The organism is Variovorax sp. 278MFTsu5.1, from assembly GCF_048305045.1.
Lineage (GTDB): Bacteria > Pseudomonadota > Gammaproteobacteria > Burkholderiales > Burkholderiaceae_C > Variovorax > Variovorax guangxiensis.
Window position 1 is genome coordinate 2,184,967 of sequence record NZ_CP157622.1, and the last position, 16,766, is coordinate 2,201,732.

Sequence of the window (16,766 nt, forward strand, 5' to 3'; positions counted from 1 at the left end):
TCAGTTGTCGGGACATGGCGGCGGTGTCTTTTCCTCGCGTCATGGCTTGGCCTCGTCGGAAGAGGCGGCGGCAGGCACCAGTTCGATCTCGACGTCCAGGTTGAAGAGCGGCGGCTCGTTGCGCGAGGCGCGCTGCTCGCCGAGCTGCTTCCAGCGCGAGAGCACAGCGGCTTTCACCGCGTCGGTGCGGTCGCGGCCCAGCGAGCCGGGCTCGCCCGGCGCGGCCTTGTAGGCCAGCCGCAGTACCGATGTCTTCTCGGCCAGCACGGCGACCGTGCGGTCGAGTTCGCCCGCGAAGGCGGCGCGCAGCGTGGCGGCTCCGTCGTCGAAGGCCGCGCCCTGCAGCGCGAGGCGCACCACGCGGTGCACGGTGGCGCCGAAGTTGATCTTCAGCACCTTGCCGCGCGTGGCGCGCTCGGCCGCCGGGTTCTCGCTGGTGGTGCGATAGCCCGAAGGCAGGGTGCGCTCGTCGAGCTTGAGCACCAGGTTGCTGCCGGTGCCTTCCTTCGGAATGGCGGCGCAGGCGATGTGGTAGCGGCCCTCGGCGTCGGTGGTGGCCAGCACGCCGTTGACGGTGGCGATGCGCACGTTGGCCAGGCCCGGTTCGCCGTCGTCCTGGTAGCCGTTGGCGTTCCTGTCGTCGTAGACCTTGCCGATCACGTCGGTGCAGTCGAAGAGGGCGTCGGGCACCACGCGCACGCTGGCGGTGGCCAGGTTCGACAGCGTCCTGCCCCCCACGCCCTGCGTGGCGACGACCTGGTTGACGAACTCGCCTTCGCCCACGCCCACGCCGACGCCCGCGACCATCAGGTATTCCTTGGTCTCGTTGGGCGCGAAGTTCTGGCCGGGCACGATCACCTGGCGGCCGCTGACCTGCGGCACCACCGGCAGCGCCACGCCGCCGGGCAGCGTGCGCACGCTGAGCGAACCCTGGATGTACCGGAAGCCCGGCGGCAGCGTGTCGACCACGGCCACGCCCGGCACCGTGGTGCCGCGCGTGTTGCGCGCCGTGATGCGGTAGGGCAGCAGTTCGCCCTTCTTCACGGTGAGCTTCGAGGTGGTCTTGCGCAGCTCGATGAGCGTGGCGTTCGACGGATCGAGCGGGATGTTGTTGGCCACCACGTGCTGGCCGCCGCCGCCCGGCATGTTGAACAGCATGTAGTAGCCCGCGCCCGGCACCAGTGCCGCGCCGGGGCTCACCACGCAGGGCTTTGTCTGCGCGGGTGCCGGGCCGTTGGCGGGCGCGGCGCACGACTGCGTGCCGAGCGCGCCGGCCGCGGGCGGGTACATCGAGGAGGGCAGGTAGGCCCCCGGCGGCGTGATGACGAGGCGGTACTCGCCGGCCGGCGCGCCCGGCAGCACGAAGAAGTCGTAGTAGCCGCTGGTGCCGGTGGTGTAGCTGTCGCGTCCGTCGAGCAGGTGCTGCGAGGGGTCGAAGCCCGCCGGGCCGACCAGCTTCACCAGCGCGCCGGGCACGGGCGTGCCGCTCACGCTGTCATACACCACGCCGCCCGGGTCGTAGGGCAGGTCCTGCTTCTGGATGTTGGCGCCCGCGCTCACGCGCACCTTGATGCTGAAGCGCGGGTCGCTCGCGGCAGGCGTCGGGTAGGGGCCGTTGGCGCCGTTCTGCGCGGCGTCGGTCGGCCACACGCCGCCCACGACGCGGCCGTCGGGCGAGCGGAAGCGCACGCGGTATTCGCCGGGCACGAGGTCGCCGAAGCGGTAGCTGCCGTCGGCGCCAGTGGTCACGGTGTAGAGCACGGTGGCCGCGTTCTCCGCGCAGGCGTTGCCGCCGTCGGCGCAGCGCATCAGCTCGACCGTCCAGCCTTCGCCCTGGCCTTCGCCCGATTCGCGGGTGCGGTTGTGGTTCAGGTCGAACCACACGGTGCCGGTGAGCGACGCGGGCTGGTTGCTGTGCTCGGTGAAGTCGTAGCCGGTGCCGTTGGCTTCCAGGCCGGTGAAGTTCACGCGGATCTGGTTCGTGCCCTGCGCGGTGCCGCCCAGCGTGCCGGGGATGGCGATGCCTTCGTCGTAGCCGCTGGGCTGCGTCTCGGTGATGGTGTAGCCGCCGCTGCCGGGCAGGGGCAGGCCGGGCAGCTCGTAGCGGCCGTTGGCGTCGGTGACGGCGGTGCGCGTCACCGGCTGGCCGGCCGCGTCGGTGCCGGTGAGCGTGATGGTCACGCCCGCGATCGGCAGGTCCTGCGGCTCGCGCTTGCCGTTGCGGTTGGCGTCGTTGTAGACGGTGCCCGCCAGCGATGCGCCGCGTTCGCCGAAGTTGTAGTTGTCGCCGTTGCCGCCGCGGTAGGCGATGGCGCCGATGACGTCGTTGCCCAGCGTGCCGGTGGCCGCGCCCTCGACCGTGCCCACGGCGTCCAGGCCGTCGGCGTAGGTCACGGGCTGCGTCTCGCGGATGGTGTAGCCCGCCGCGTCGGCCGGCAGCAGGCCGGTGAAGACATAGCGGCCGTTCGCGTCGGTGACCACCGTGGCATTCACCGCGAGCCCGCTGGCCGAGCGGCCGGTGAGCGTGAGCGTCACGCCCGGAATGCCGGCCTCTGTGGGCTGGCGCACGCCGTCGTTGTTGGTGTCGACGTACACCCAGCCCGCGATCTGGCCGCCGCGCTCGCCGAAGTTGTAGTCGATGCCCGCGTCTTCCGACACCAGCGCCAGGCCGCCGAAGCGGTCGTTGGTGCCGCCGGGGTTGGCGGTGCCGCGCGGCGCGCCGCCCACGGTGCCCAGCGACTCGGGGCCGTCGGCCACGCCGGCGGGTTGGGTCTCGTCGATCTGGTAGGTGCCGGGCGTGAGCGCGTCCACCAGGTAGTGGCCGTCGGCCGCGGTCTGCACCGTGCGGTCGACCGGGTTGCCCTGGAAGTCGGTGCCGGTCACGCGGATGGTGGTGCCGGCGATGCCGGGCTCGCCGGTGTCGCGCGTGCCGTTGGAGGGGGCCACGTCGGCGTACACGTAGCCCGAGAGGCTTGCCGGCTTCACGGCCGAGAAGTTGTTGCCGGTGGAGCCCGCGCCCGCCGCGCCCAGCACGATGTTCTGGATGACGTTCGCGGTCGAGCCGTTGGGACCGTTGCTCACGCCGCTGCCGCTGGTGGGCACCGAGCCGGGCGTGCTCCCTGCGCCGCTGACGTTGCCGGCGCGCGTGATGCCGGGCAGGTAGCCCGCGGGGCGCGCCTCGGTCACGGCGTAGCTGCCCGGTGCGAGGTTCGGGAAGCTGTAGTCGCCGCTGGCGTCGGTGGTGGCGGTGCGCGACACCGCCTGGCCGTTGACGTCGGTGCCGGTGAGCGTGATGGTCACGCCCGCCAGCCCCGGCTCGGTGGCCGGCGCGCCTTGCGCGCCGTTGCCGTCGCGGTCGTAGTAGACGCGGCCGGAGATGCCGCTGGGCAGCAGTTCGCCGAACCAGTATTCGCCCTGCGTCAGCGGCACGTTGGTGCCCGGGACGGTCACGCCGCCGATGACGTTGCCGCCGCCTTGCGGCGTGCCGGGCTGGCCGTTGTTGTTGGCCTTGCCGGGCGCGTAGTTGGCCGGCTGCGTCTCGGTGATGGTGTAGCCGCCCGCGCCCGAGGGAGGCACGTTGCGGAACTCGTAGCCGCCCGGCGTGCCGGTGGCCACTGCGAGCAGGTTCACCGCGTTGCCCGCGGCGTCCGTGCCCGTCAGGCGCAGTTCGACGTTCGGGATGCCGGTGTCGCCCGCCTGCGGGACGCCGTCGTTGTTGCCGTCGACGAACACGCGCGTGGTGATGCGGGTGAGCAGCTCGCCGAAGTTGTAGCCGGTGCCGTTCACGTTGGAAGCCAGTGCGATGGCGTTCACCACGTCGTTGCCCGCAGTGCCGCCGGCGCTGCCGGCCGTGTCGCTGCCGTCGGCGAAGCCCGCGGGCTGCGTCTCGGTCAGCACGTAGGTGCCGGGCGTGAGGTTGTTGAAGGCGTAGTTGCCGGTACTGGCCGCCGTGGTGGTGGTCAGCGATACCGGGTTGCCGAACATGTCGGTGCCGGTGAGCGTGACGGTCACGCCGGCGATGCCGGGATCGCCCGGGCTGGCCGTGTTGTTGTAGTCGGCGTCCTGGTAGACGCGGCCGGCCAGGCTCGAGGCGCGCACCTCGCCGAAGTTGTTGGCGCTGGAGGCGCCGCCCGTGCCGAGCACGATGTTGTCGATGCGGTTGGCGTTGGAGCCGTTCGGGCCGTTGCCGGTGCCCGGCGGCACGGTGCCGGGCGTGCTGCCCGCACCGCTGACGGTGCCGGCACGCGTGATGCCGGGCAGGTATGCGGCGGGCTGGTCCTCCGTCACGCTGTAGGTGCCTGCGGGCACGGTGAAGGCCCAGTTGCCGCCCGCGTCGGTGGTGGTGGTCATCGAGACCGCATTGCCCGAGCTGTCGGTGCCGGTCAGGCGGATGGTCACGCCGGCGATGGCGGGCTCGCCGCCGTCGATCAGGCCGTTGCCGTTGAGGTCTTCATACACGCGGCCCGAGAGCGCGCTGTTCTGCACGGTCACGGAACCGTCGTTGAAGTTGTTGCCGCCGTCCGGATCAGTGCCGCCGTTGGTGTCGCCCGAACCGGTGGTGACGATGTGGGCGCGATTGGTGAGCACGGTGCCGTTGGCCGGCGCCGCGCCGCTGAAGCGCACCGGAATGCGCACGGTGGCCGTGCCGTTGGCCGGCATCGAAGCGATGGCGCAGCTCACGGCGCTGCTGCCGGCCGTGCCTATGCAGGTGGGCGCGGCGGGCGTGAAGCTGCCCCCGGTCACGGTGAACACCGGCGTGCCGGCCAGCACCAGCGGTGCGGGCAGGTTATCGGTGAAGGCGGTGGTTTCGGCGCTGTCGGGGCCGTTGTTGCGCAGCTGCACGATCCAGTCGAAGGGCACCGCCGAGGAGACGGTGCCCAGCGGCGTGTTGGTGCCGGCCACGACGGCGGCCTTGGAGACCACCTGCACGTCGGCCTTGAAGCGGAAGGTGGTGTTCTCGGCCACCGCGTTGTTGCCCTGCACGGTGTCGAAGGCGTTGCGCGCGGCTTCGAAGAAGTCGACCCTGGCGTTGTTCTGGAAGGTGCCGCGCGAAACGCCGCGCAGCACCACGCGGAACTGCAGCGTGTCGGGCTCTCCGGTTGCCCCCGACGAACCTTGCTTGCCGCCCAGCGTCGGGATGGTGAAGACAATCTGCCCGCCGGCCGAGCCGATCGCGGCGCCGTTGGCCAGCGCGAAGGTGGTGCCGCCCGGCGCGGTCACCGACACCAGCGTGGGCGGCGCCTCGCCGCTCGGCCCTGGCAGCGGCAGCGTGTCGACCATGCGCACGTCTTCCGCCGTCGAGGCGCTGTTGTTCGACACCGTGATGGTGTAGCCCACGTCGTCGCCCACGTTCACCGGGTCGACGTCGTCGCGCTTGGTGACGACCAGGTCGTACACCGGCGCACCGATGGTGGCCGGCACGGTGGCGTCGTTGTTGGTGGTGCTGATCTCCGGCGTGGCCGTGGAGACGTGCACGCTGTTGGTCACCGTGGAGCCGTTGAGCACGTACAGCGGCCGCACCTGCACCGAGACGGTCTGCTGCACGTTGCGGTCCAGCGAACTCCAGGCGCACTCCAGCTGGTTGTTGGTGGTGCCGGTGCCCGTGGGCTGGGTCTTGCTCGGCTGCGTGCTGCAGCTGCCGCCGCCAGAGGCGGTGGCGGAGATGAACATCAGGTTGGCCGGCAGCGTGTCGACCACGTGCACGTCGTAGGCGCGGCTCATGTTGCCCTGCGCGAGGCTCTGGTTGCGTGCCGTGAGCGTGTAGGTGAGCAGCTGGCCGACCGGCACCGTGGCGGGGCTTGCCGACTTGGTGACCGTGACATCGGCGCGCGCCAGCAGGTAGGCGGTGGCGCTGCCGTCGTTGTTGGCCAGGTTCGGATCGGCCGGCGTGGTTGCCAGCGCGTTGGCGGTGTTGTTGATCTGGAAGCCGTGATCGGTTGCCGATGCGCCGTCGCCGTAGTGCTTCGCGACCACCTGGATGACGGGGCACAGCGGCAGGGCGCTGGCGGGGTCGGTGCTCGCGCGGCAGACCGGCAGGGTCGACAGCGTGCAGTTCGACAGCGACGCCTGCCCGAAGCCGCTGCCGTTGGCCGGCAGCGCGCAGGTGCCCGCGAAGGTGCCGCCGTTGGGCGTCTGGGTGACGGCGCCCGCGCCGATCACCTGGGCGAAGGCGTCGGTGACGACCACGTTCTGCGCCTCGGAGGGGCCGGCGTTGACCACCTCGATCTGCCAGGTGACGTCCTGGCCCGCGACCTGCCGGTTGCCCGCGCCGTCGCCGATGCCCACCACGCGCTTGAGCACCTTCACGTCGGCCGCGGTGGCGCCGTCGTTCGCGCCGGTGCCCAGGCTCACGCAGTCGTTGCCGGTGTTGGCGTCGGGGTCGGCGCCGAGCGTGGGCGCTGCCGCGGGCAGCGCCACGTTCACGCACATGCTGTTGACGATCTGGCCGCCCGCCGGCAGCGACGGGATGGTGGCGTTCACGATGATGTAGCCGCCGTTGCGCGCGCTGCTGCCGTTGGAGGTGTCCACGCCGATGTCGGCCGCGAGCGTGCGCGTGCAGGTCACGGTGGCGGGGCCGGGCACAGGCGTCGCGGGCGTCGGCACGACGGTGGCGCCGCCCTTGGTCACCGTGCAGGTGTAGCCGTCGCGCTGGGTGACGCTGTTGATCTGCACGCCGGCGGGCAGGTCGTCCACCAGCTGGATGGTGCTGCCCGCGAGCAGGCGGGTGCCGCCGAGGTTGGTGCTGCCGACCTGGTAGTCGAAGGCCTGGCCCAGCGGCACGTTGTTCTGCGGCCAGCCGCGGCGCTTGTCGGCGCGGAAGTCGGTGGCCGAGACCGCCACGTCGGCCGGCACGCTGCCGGTGGCCGAGTTGGCGATGGGGCCGGTCGCGCTCACGGTGGCTTCGTTGACGATGCCGGTGCCGGCGGTCATCGCGATGACCGGCACCACGATGTCGCCGAGCGCCACGTTCGCGCCGCCGCTGCCGCCGATGTTGCTGCGCGTGCAGCTCACCGTCTGGCCGCTGGCGGAGCAGCTCCAGCCGGCCGGCTGGCTGGGCAGCGTCTGGATCGCGAAGTTGGCGGGAATGGTGTCGGTCAGCGTCACGCCCGTGGGCGCGGTGCCGCTGAAGCTCGGGCTCAGCCTGAAGTTGAAGCGCTGGCCCACCAGCAGCTGGCCGCCGTCGTGGCTCTTCGCGAGCGCGAGCACGTAGCCCGCCGTCACGGTGGTGTTGGCGGTGGCGCCGTTGTTGGTGGAAACGCCGTCCTCCACCGAACCCGCGGCCGCCACGGCCGGCTGGTGCGTGATGGTGGAGCCCGCGCCCGCGGTGACCACGGCGTTGATGCTGTAGGTGCGGCTGTTGCTGCCGGCGGTGGCCGGCGTGGCCGGCACGTTGCAGCGCAGTTCGCTGCCCGTGATCGAACAGCCCGAAGGCAGGCCGCTGCCCGACACCGACAGGCCCGTGGGAATCGGGTAGGTCAGCGTCGAGCCGGTGCTGGTGTCGGGGCCGTTGTTGGTGAGCGTGAAGACGATCGGCACCGTCGAGCCGCTCGGCGCGGTGGCCGGGGCGCTGATGGCCACCGCCACGTCGGCGCCCTGGTTCACGGTGATGATCTTCGTCTCGCTGGAGCCGCCGCCGCTGGGTGTGGCGGTCACGGTCAGCGTGCCCTGCGAGACCGTGCGCAGCAGCACCTGGAAGTCGCGAAGCTGGTTCGCCGCGAGCGTGATGCCCGAGCAGGTCAGCGTGCCGGGGCCGGCCGTGCCCACGGAAATGGTCGCCGAGCAGCTGCCCACGGGGACCGTGCCGGTGCCCATGTAGATCGAATTGCCGGGAATCGTGTATGTGAACGACGCACCCGGTGCGCCGATCGGCAGGCTGTCGGTCTCGGCGATGGTGACGGTGCTCGTCACCGTGCCGCCGGCGGGAAGGATGTCCGGCGAATGCACCAGGCTCGACACCTGCGGCACCGCGTGCGCGGCGGTGGCGAAGAGCAGCCCCGCGAGAGGCGCGGCGATGCGCCTCAGGCAGTGCCGCAGTCGCGCGGCGTTGGAAGACAAGTCGCGGCGCTCCTGCGCGTGCGACAGATTCGATGGGGTCCTGAACATCCCGTCCCTCGTGATGGCTCTGGTGGCCGGGCACCTTTCGTTCTGGCGCCGCGAAGGCGGCGGGGTGCTCCGGAAAGGGCGGGATTCTTCGGCGGCCCCCCAGGGGCCACTTTTGCGATTCAGGACAAAAGCTTTGCCAATGATGACATTTGTTTACTAATGCAACATAATGTGAACTGAATGTGAACTAATTCACGCTGCGTTTAGGCGACGCACTCCTACGCTCGACGCCCATGTCCTACTGGTCGACCACGCCGCCCCGGCGCGCGCACATCCTCGTCATCGACGACAACATCGAAGAGCTGCAGCTGTTGCTGGCAACGCTGCGAGAGGCGGGGCACCGCATCAGCCTCGCATTCGATGCGCTCGAGGGCTACCGGCGTGCGACCGCGCTGCAGCCCGACCTGGTGCTGCTGGACGTGCGCATGGGCGCCACCGACGGCTACGCCACCTGCCGGCTGCTGAAGGCAGATCGCGCGACCGCGCGCATCCCGGTGATCTTCGTGACCTCGTCGAGCTCGGTGGAAGAGCGCCTCACCGGCCTGCGCGAAGGCGCCGTCGACTACATCCTCAAGCCCTTCGAGCCGGCGGAAGTGCTGGCGCGCGTGGCGGTGCACCTCGCGCTCGCGAGCTGCCGCGAGCAGGCGCAGGCCTGCATCGACGAGGCCGAGAGCGCGTTGGAGCACGCCCGTGGCGAGCCCGCTGCGGACCATGCCGACCGTGTGCTCGCCCAGGCCGTCGAGCGGCTGGTGCGCGCCGACCTCGCCAACGTGCCGGCGCTGCCCGCGCTGGCCGCGAGCGTGGGCACGCACGAGAAGCGCCTGTCGCGCGTGTTCAGGGAGCAGACCGGCCGCACGGTGTTCGAGTTCGCGCGCGAGGCCCGGCTTGCCGAGGCGCAGCGGCTGCTCGCGGGCTCGGCGCTCAGCGTGGAAGAAGTGGCTCTGGCAGTGGGTTTTTCGGGTGCCGCCAATTTCTCGACCGCATTCCGCGAACGTTTCGGCCGCACGCCCACCGCATTCCGCCAGGCGCGCGCCGCGGCAGCCGCGCCGCCGTCGGTGCCTTCGGCCTGACGCGGCAGCGCAAAGGCGGTGACCACCCCGGGCCCTTGCGGCATTCGCGGCATTCACGGCATTCGCGGCATTCACTGCGCTCGCGCGCTCCTGCTGTGCGCCGTCCTCTGGCTGATGGCGCTTCCCGCCGCCTGGGCGGACGTGCTGCGCATCGACGACGAGACCCGCTGGCCGGTGCTGCTCGACACGCGCGTCGAAATGTTCGAGGACACCGGCGCGCAGCTCACGCTCGACGAGGTCGATGCGCTGCCGGACGACTCGCCCGACGGCTTCCAGCCCGGTAACTCCGCGCGCATGCGTCCGGGCTTCTCCAGATCCGCCTTCTGGCTGCGCCTGACCGTGGTGAACGGCAGCGCCACCATCCAGCCGCTGCGGCTGGTGCTCGATGCCACCTGGCTGCAGTTCGTCGACTTCCACGCCCGCCGCGAACTCGCCGGCTGGGCCAGCTGGACGCACGAGCAGGCGGGCGTGTCGGCGCGCTCCAGCGCGGGCCGCGACCGTGACCGCGTGCCTACGCTCGACCTCGACCTGCGCCCCGGCGAGCAGGCGCGCGTGCTGGTGCGCGTGCGCACCGACAGCAGCGTCAAGCTCGTGCCGAAGCTGTATTCGGCGGAGGCTTGGCGCATGTCGGAAAGCAGCCACGCGCTGATCGACGGCCTGCTCATCGGCGGGCTGCTGGTGCTGTCGGTGTATTCGCTGTCGCTGTGGGTCATCTCGCGCAACCTCGCGATGGCGCTGCAGAGCATGGGCTTCGCGCTGGTGGCGCTCTACGAGAGCACGTACCGCGGCCACGCGCGGCTCGCGCTGTGGCCCGACAGCATCGAGTGGAGCTACCGCGCGGCCGGCGTCACCGCGGGCTGCTGCGTGCTCTCGCTGATGTGGTACCTGTACACCGTGTCGCGGCGCGGGCCGGTGCGCGTGCCCGGGCTGCGATGGCTTTTCGTGCTCGCGCTCGCGCAGTGCGTGGTGGTGCTGGGCACGCTCGTCGGCCCCTATGCGCCCTTCGCGATGGCGGGCACGCTGAGCGCGCCGCTGGTGGTGGTTTCGCTGACCGTCAGCACCTTCATCTACATGCGCCGCGCGGGGCCGGGCGGGAGGCTGGCGTTTCCGGTGATGAGCATCGTCGCCGTCGGCGTGTGCCTGCGGCTGGTCGAGCTGGCGATGCCGGCGCACATGATCCGCGGCTTCGACGCCTATGCGCTGGGCTTCCCGGGCATGCTGGTCGGTCTGGTGGCGCTGGCGGCGTGGGCGCAGCACCTGTCGCGGCAGCGGCATTCGGCGCAGCGCACGCTGGCGCACTGGCAGGCGGAGGAGCAGCAGCGGCTGCGCGAGGAAGTGGAGCGCAAGACGCACGCGCTGAACGCGGCGCTGGAGCAGGCCGACCAGCAAGCGCGCGAGCAGACGCAGCTGCTGGCCTACATCAGCCACGACTTGCGCGCGCCGCTGTCGACCATCATCGGCAACGTGCGCCGGCTCAACGACGACGACGCTGTGCCGCCCGAGAGGCTGCAGGCCATCGAGCGCAGCGCGGCCTACCAGCTCGCGCTCGTGGACGACCTGCTCGACTACGCCAGGAGCGAGCTGCTGCCCTTTTCCTTCGAAGCGAAGCCGGTGCACCTGCGTGCGCTGATCGACGACATCGCGCAGTACGCCGACACGCTCGCGCAGCGCCAGCACAACCGCTTCGAGCTCGACGTGCTCGGCGCCCTGCCGACCGCCGTGTACCTGGACAGCAAGCGCTTCCAGCAGCTGCTGCTGAACCTCCTGTCGAACTCCGCGAAGTTCACGCGCGACGGCAAGATGGGCCTGCGCGTGCAGGCCCGGCCGCGCGAGGATTCATGGCGGCTCGAGTTCGACGTGTGGGACAGCGGCGTGGGCATCGAGAAGGAAGAGCAGGCGCGCATCATGCGCGCCTTCGAGCAGGGTGCGCCCAGTTCCAACGGCCATGGGCTCGGGCTGGCCATCGCCCGGCGCATCGTGCAGCACATGGGCGGGCGGCTGCAGCTGGAGAGCCGCCGCAACCTGGGCACGCGCGTGCGCTTCTCGGTGATCGTGAAGGAGGCGCCGAAGGAACTGGTGCCCGTGCTCGCAAGGCCGCTGCCGAACCCGGCGCTGGTCCACAAGCCCAGGCGCATGCCGGTGCCCGCCATCGAGCCGTTGCCCGCGGCGGTGCGCGACGAACTGGAAACGCTCGCGCGGGACGGCCGCTGGAGCGACCTTCACGAATGGGCCGACCGCCTCGCGGCCGACGCGCGCCATTCGGCGCTGGTCGAGGCCGTGCGGCACGCACTGGACCTGCTCGATTTCGAGCACATCCGGCTGCTGGCGCGCGCGACGCCGAACGCCAGCCAGTGATCTTCGGCCCGGCTGGGGCCGGAGCTATTGCGGCGAGGCCTGTGCCTGTGCTTCCTGCGGCGGTGTCTGTGCCTGCAGCTGGGCCTGCTGCGCGTCGGGCGCGCCGGCCTGTTCGCTCCCGGCGTGGTGCCTTATCGCAATGCCCTTGACGAGGTGGCGGGGCAGGTGGTGCGTCTTCCGCAACTGAGCCAGCGCCTCGCTGCGCGCCGGCTCGCATACCGGTAGAAACATGTGCAAAACGCTCATGGTGTCGTCCCGTGGAGTAACCGGCGGACATTGTGAGCGCATGAAGACCGCAATGGGGGAATCGCCCTCCCGGCGCAGATGCTTTGGCCGCAGCGCCAGCGGCCCCGGTGCGGGATTCCACCAAGCTTGCGCTTCCGTAGGCGGGGCGCATACTGCGCAAAAAACACCACCAGCCACTCGTCGGCCCCTGCGGGGTTCCGGGCGACAGCCAGGAGACACGTGTTGCAGCGAACGAACATTGCCAACCCGGCCTACTTTCACAAGGTCGTCGATTGCCAGTACGCCTGCCCGGCGCACACTCCCGTCCCCGAGTACATACGCATGATCGCGCAGCGCCGATACGGCGATGCGTACATGGTCAACTGGGTCTCCAACGTCTTCCCCGGCATCCTGGGGCGCACCTGCGACAGGCCCTGCGAGCCGGCCTGCAGGCGCGGGCGTGTGGAAGAAAGCAATACAGAGGCCCCGGAGCCGGTCGCCATCTGCAGACTCAAGCGCGTGGCTGCCGACATGAAGGAGGACGTGCGCGCGCGCATGCCCAGGCCCGTGCCGAAGAACGGCAAGCGCGTGGCCTGCATCGGCGCGGGGCCGGCCTCACTCACCGTCGCGCGCGACCTGGCGCCATTGGGCTATGAGGTGACGGTGTTCGACGGCGAAGCCAAGCCCGGCGGCTTCATCCGCACGCAGATACCGCGCTTCCGCCTGCCCGAGTCGATCATCGACGAGGAGACGGGCTACGTGCTCGACCTGGGCGCGGAGTTCCGCGGCGGCGAGCGCATCGATTCGATGAAGACGCTGATGGGGCAGGGCTGGGACGCGATCTTCGTCGGCTGCGGTGCGCCGCGCGGGCGCGACCTGGACATTCCGGGCCGCAAGGAAGCCGCAGCCAGCATCCACATCGGCATCGACTGGCTGAGCTCCGTCTCTTTCGGCCATGTGACCAGCATCGGCCGGCGCGTGATCGTGCTGGGCGGCGGCAACACGGCGATGGACTGCTGCCGCTCGGCCCGGCGCCTGGGCGGCAGCGACGTGAAGGTCATCGTGCGCAGCGGCTTCGACGAGATGAAGGCTTCTCCGTGGGAGAAGGAAGACGCCGCGCACGAGGGCATTCCGATCATCAATTTCCATGTGCCCAAGGCCTTCGTGCACGACAACGGCAAGCTCGTGGGCATGCGCTTCGAAATCGTCAAGGCCGTGTACGACGACAAGGGCCGCCGCACGCTGGAGCCCACGGGCGAGCCCGAGGCGTACTTCGAATGCGACGAGGTGCTGGTGGCAGTGGGCCAGGAGAATTCGTTCCCCTGGATCGAGCGCGACTGCGGCATCGACTTCGACAAGTGGGGCCTGCCGGTGCTTGACGCGAACACTTTCCAGTCGACAGTGCCCAACGTGTTCTTCGGCGGCGACGCGGCCTTCGGGCCGAAGAACATCATCACCGCCGTGGCGCACGGCCACGAGGCCGCGGTGTCCATCGACAAGCTGCTGCGCGCGGAGCCCATTGAGGCCCGCCCGCCGCCGATGACCAACCTGGTGTCGCAGAAGATGGGCATCCATGAGTGGAGCTACGACAACGACACCTCCAACGACCTTCGCTACAAGGTGCCGTGGGCCAAGGCCGAGGCGGCGCTGGCCAGCATCCGGGTGGAGGTGGAACTGGGCTTCGACGCCGCCACCGCCTTCAAGGAAGCCGCACGCTGCCTGAACTGCGACGTGCAGACGGTGTTCAACGAGCCCGCCTGCATCGAATGCGACGCGTGCGTGGACATCTGCCCCATGGACTGCATCAACTTCGTCGAGAACTCCGATGAAGAGGAGCTGCGCTCGCGCCTGAAGGCGCCCGCGCTCAATCTGGCGCAGGACCTGTACGTATCCGGCGGGCTGAAGACGGGCCGCGTGATGGTGAAGGACGAGGACGTCTGCCTGCACTGCGGCCTGTGCGCCGAACGCTGCCCGACCGGCGCGTGGGACATGCAGAAGTTCCTGCTGAAGATGACGCTCGCCGGGCAGGAAAAGACCTCGGAGCAAAGCCGGAAGGAGACCGCATGAAGCAGATCGAGGCGGTCAACGACTTCGTCATCAAGTTCGCCAACGTCAACGGCTCGGGTTCGGCATCGGCCAACGAACTGTTCGCCAAGGCCATCCTGCGCATGGGCGTGCCGGTGAGCCCGCGCAACATCTTCCCCAGCAACATCCAGGGCCTGCCGACCTGGTACGAGGTGCGCGTGACCGAGCAGGGACACTTGGGCCGGCGCGGCGGCACCGACATGATGGTCGCGATGAACCCGCAGACCTGGGACGCCGACATCGCCGAGCTGGCGCCCGGCGGCTATCTCTTCTACGACAGCACACGGCCGCTGCCGCCTTCGAAGTTCCGCGAGGACATCCGCGTGATCGGCATGCCGCTCACCGAGATCTGCAACGCCGTCTACCAGGACCCGCGCCAGCGGCAGCTGTTCAAGAACATCGTCTACGTGGGCGCGCTGGCCATCCTGCTGGGCATCGAGCCCGAGGTGGTCGAGAAGCTCTTCGGCGAGCAGTACAAGGGCAAGGAGAAACTGCTCGCCTCCAACGTGCAGGCCCTTCACCTGGGCTGCGACTTCGCGCGCGAGAACCTGCGCGAGCCCGTGGGGCTGAAGGTGCGGCGCGCCGACCGGGTGGGCGACAGGATCTTCGTGGACGGCAACAGCGCGGCGGCACTGGGCTGCGTGTACGGCGGCGCGACGGTGGCCGCGTGGTATCCGATCACGCCGTCGTCATCGGTGGCCGAGGCCTTCCAGAAGTACTGCACCAAGTTCCGCGTCGATCAGTCCACCGGCCAGCACCGCTTCGCCATCGTGCAGGCCGAGGACGAGCTCGCATCGATCGGCGTGGTGGTCGGTGCCGGATGGAACGGCGCGCGGGCCTTCACCGCGACCTCGGGGCCGGGCATCTCGCTGATGACGGAGTTCATCGGGCTGGCCTACTTCGCGGAGATTCCGGTCACTCTCATCAACGTGCAGCGCGGCGGCCCCTCGACCGGCATGCCCACGCGCACGCAGCAGGCCGACATTCTTTGCTGCGCCTATGCGTCGCACGGCGATACCAAACATGTGCTGCTGTTTCCCGAAGACCCGCACGAGTGCTTCGAGCATGCCGCCGCGGCGCTGGACCTGGCCGACCGGCTGCAGACGCCGGTGTTCGTGATGACCGACCTCGACATCGGCATGAACCAGCGCCTGTGCAAGCCCTTCGAGTGGGACGACAGCAAGGCCTACGACCGCGGCAAGGTCATGACCGCCGAGGAGCTGGAGGCGGGCCGCGACTTCGGCCGCTACAAGGACGTGGACGGCGACGGCATCCCCTGGCGCACGCTGCCGGGCACGCACCCGACCAAGGGCAGCTACTTCACGCGCGGCACGACGCGCGATGCCTATGCGCGCTACTCGGAGCGCGGGCCGGACTACATCTACAACATGGAGCGGCTGCTGAAGAAGTTCGCGACCGCAGCCACGCTGGTGCCGCAGCCGGTGCTGCGGACTGCCGCGCAGAAGACCGAGCTGGGCGTCATCTACTTTGGCTCCACCAGCCCATCGATGCACGAGGCGCTGCAGGCGCTGGAAGAGCGCGGAATCCATCTCGACGCGATGCGGCTGAGGGCCTTTCCGTTTCCCGAGAGCGTGGTGGAGTTTCTTGCGCAGCACTCGCGCGTGTTCGTGGTCGAGCAGAACCGCGACGCGCAGATGCGCAGCCTGCTGGTCAACGAGCTGGACGCCGATCCGGCGAAGCTGGTGCGTGTGCTGCACTTCGACGGAACGCCCATCACCGCGCGCTTCATCGTGCAGGCGATCGAGGCGCACGCCGGCAAGACGAGCGCGCAAGGCACCACTACCACCAATGCGAAGGAGGCCGCATGACTTACCTCGCCAAGCCGAAGCTGCGGCATCCGACGCTGGCCACCAACAAGGTGGGCTACACGCGGCGCGACTACGAGGGCAAGATTTCCACGCTGTGCGCGGGCTGCGGGCATGACTCGATCTCGGCATCCATCATCGAGGCCTGCTGGGAGCTGGACATCGAGCCGCATCGCGTGGCCAAGCTCTCGGGCATCGGCTGCAGTTCGAAGACGCCGGACTACTTCCTCGGCGCATCGCACGGCTTCAACACCGTGCACGGGCGCATGCCCAGCGTGCTGACCGGCGCTAACCTGGCCAATCGTGACCTGCTGTACCTCGGCGTTTCGGGCGACGGCGACTCGGCTTCCATCGGCCTGGGCCAGTTCGCCCATGCCATGCGGCGCGGCGTGCGCATGGCCTACATCGTGGAGAACAACGGCGTGTACGGCCTCACCAAGGGCCAGTTCTCGGCGACCGCCGACCAGGGCTCCAAGAGCAAGAAGGGCGTGGTCAACACCGACAGCCCGGTCGACCTGGTGGCCATGGCGCTGCAGCTCGGCGCGAGCTACGTGGGCCGGGGGTTCTCGGGCAACAAGGCGCAGCTGGTGCCGCTCATCAAGGGCGCGATCAGCCATGGAGGCTCGGCCTTCATCGACGTGATCAGCCCCTGCGTGGCTTTCAACAACCATCCGGGCAGCACCAAGAGCTACGACTACATCCGCGAGCACAACGAGGCGGTGAGCCGCATCGACTTCATCAGCGGGCGGGAGGAGATCGCCGTGGACATGGAGCCCGGCGAAGTGATGGACGTGCGCCAGCACGACGGCACGCTGCTGCGCCTGCGCAGCCTGCACCCGGACTACGACCCGGGCGACCGCTTCGCCGCCATGGCCTACATGCAGCGGCATCACGAGATGGGCGAGGTGGTGACGGGGCTGCTCTACGTCGACCCGCTGGCCACCGACCTGCACACCGCACTCAACACCTGCGACCGGCCGCTCAATGCGTTGGGGCCGCAACAGCTGTGCCCCGGCGCCCAGGCGCTGGAACGGCTCAACGCCTCCTTGCGCTGAGCAACGGCCGGCGGCACCATTCAGGGTTCGACTCACGGAGGGCGCAT

At 69.9% G+C, this 16,766-nt stretch carries 7 protein-coding genes; 5 read left to right on the top strand and 2 right to left on the bottom strand.

Annotated features, from left to right (window positions below):
- Positions 1 to 39 precede the first annotated feature (39 nt).
- Positions 40 to 8,055 (bottom strand): SdrD B-like domain-containing protein, encoded by an 8,016-nt coding sequence (locus ABL844_RS09865; RefSeq protein WP_418131131.1) that lies wholly within the window; start codon positions 8,053 to 8,055, stop codon positions 40 to 42.
- A 281-nt stretch (positions 8,056 to 8,336) separates the two neighbouring features.
- On the opposite strand from ABL844_RS09865, the gene ABL844_RS09870 reads away from it, so the two are divergent.
- Both ABL844_RS09870 and ABL844_RS09875 read left to right on the top strand, forming a co-directional pair.
- Complete coding sequence (locus tag ABL844_RS09870) at positions 8,337 to 9,173, top strand: helix-turn-helix domain-containing protein (RefSeq protein WP_418131132.1); 837 nt, start codon at positions 8,337 to 8,339, stop codon at positions 9,171 to 9,173.
- Positions 9,174 to 9,287: 114 nt separating this feature from the next.
- Positions 9,288 to 11,528, top strand: coding sequence for an ATP-binding protein (locus ABL844_RS09875; RefSeq protein ID WP_418131133.1), 2,241 nt, complete (start codon positions 9,288 to 9,290; stop codon positions 11,526 to 11,528).
- Between the two features lie 24 nt (positions 11,529 to 11,552).
- Here the strand turns inward: ABL844_RS09875 and ABL844_RS09880 are convergent, their stop codons facing one another.
- Complete coding sequence (locus tag ABL844_RS09880) at positions 11,553 to 11,774, bottom strand: hypothetical protein (RefSeq protein ID WP_240650786.1); 222 nt, start codon at positions 11,772 to 11,774, stop codon at positions 11,553 to 11,555.
- 222 nt (positions 11,775 to 11,996) lie between these two features.
- Here ABL844_RS09880 and ABL844_RS09885 point away from each other — a divergent pair, with 222 nt between their 5' ends.
- From ABL844_RS09885 to ABL844_RS09895, 3 genes are read left to right on the top strand one after another with little or no spacing between them, the layout of a single operon-like run.
- On the top strand, positions 11,997 to 13,820 hold the full coding sequence (locus ABL844_RS09885; RefSeq protein ID WP_418131134.1) for an FAD-dependent oxidoreductase: 1,824 nt from the start codon (positions 11,997 to 11,999) through the stop codon (positions 13,818 to 13,820).
- Positions 13,817 to 15,667: a 2-oxoacid:acceptor oxidoreductase subunit alpha gene (locus ABL844_RS09890; RefSeq protein WP_418131135.1), complete on the top strand. Its 1,851-nt coding sequence runs from the start codon at positions 13,817 to 13,819 to the stop codon at positions 15,665 to 15,667. Before ABL844_RS09885 ends, ABL844_RS09890 begins: the two co-directional genes overlap by 4 nt.
- Positions 15,664 to 16,719: a 2-oxoacid:ferredoxin oxidoreductase subunit beta gene (locus ABL844_RS09895; protein WP_126024593.1), complete on the top strand. Its 1,056-nt coding sequence runs from the start codon at positions 15,664 to 15,666 to the stop codon at positions 16,717 to 16,719. The genes ABL844_RS09890 and ABL844_RS09895 overlap by 4 nt, the downstream gene beginning before the upstream one ends.
- The last annotated feature ends 47 nt before the right edge of the window (positions 16,720 to 16,766 follow it).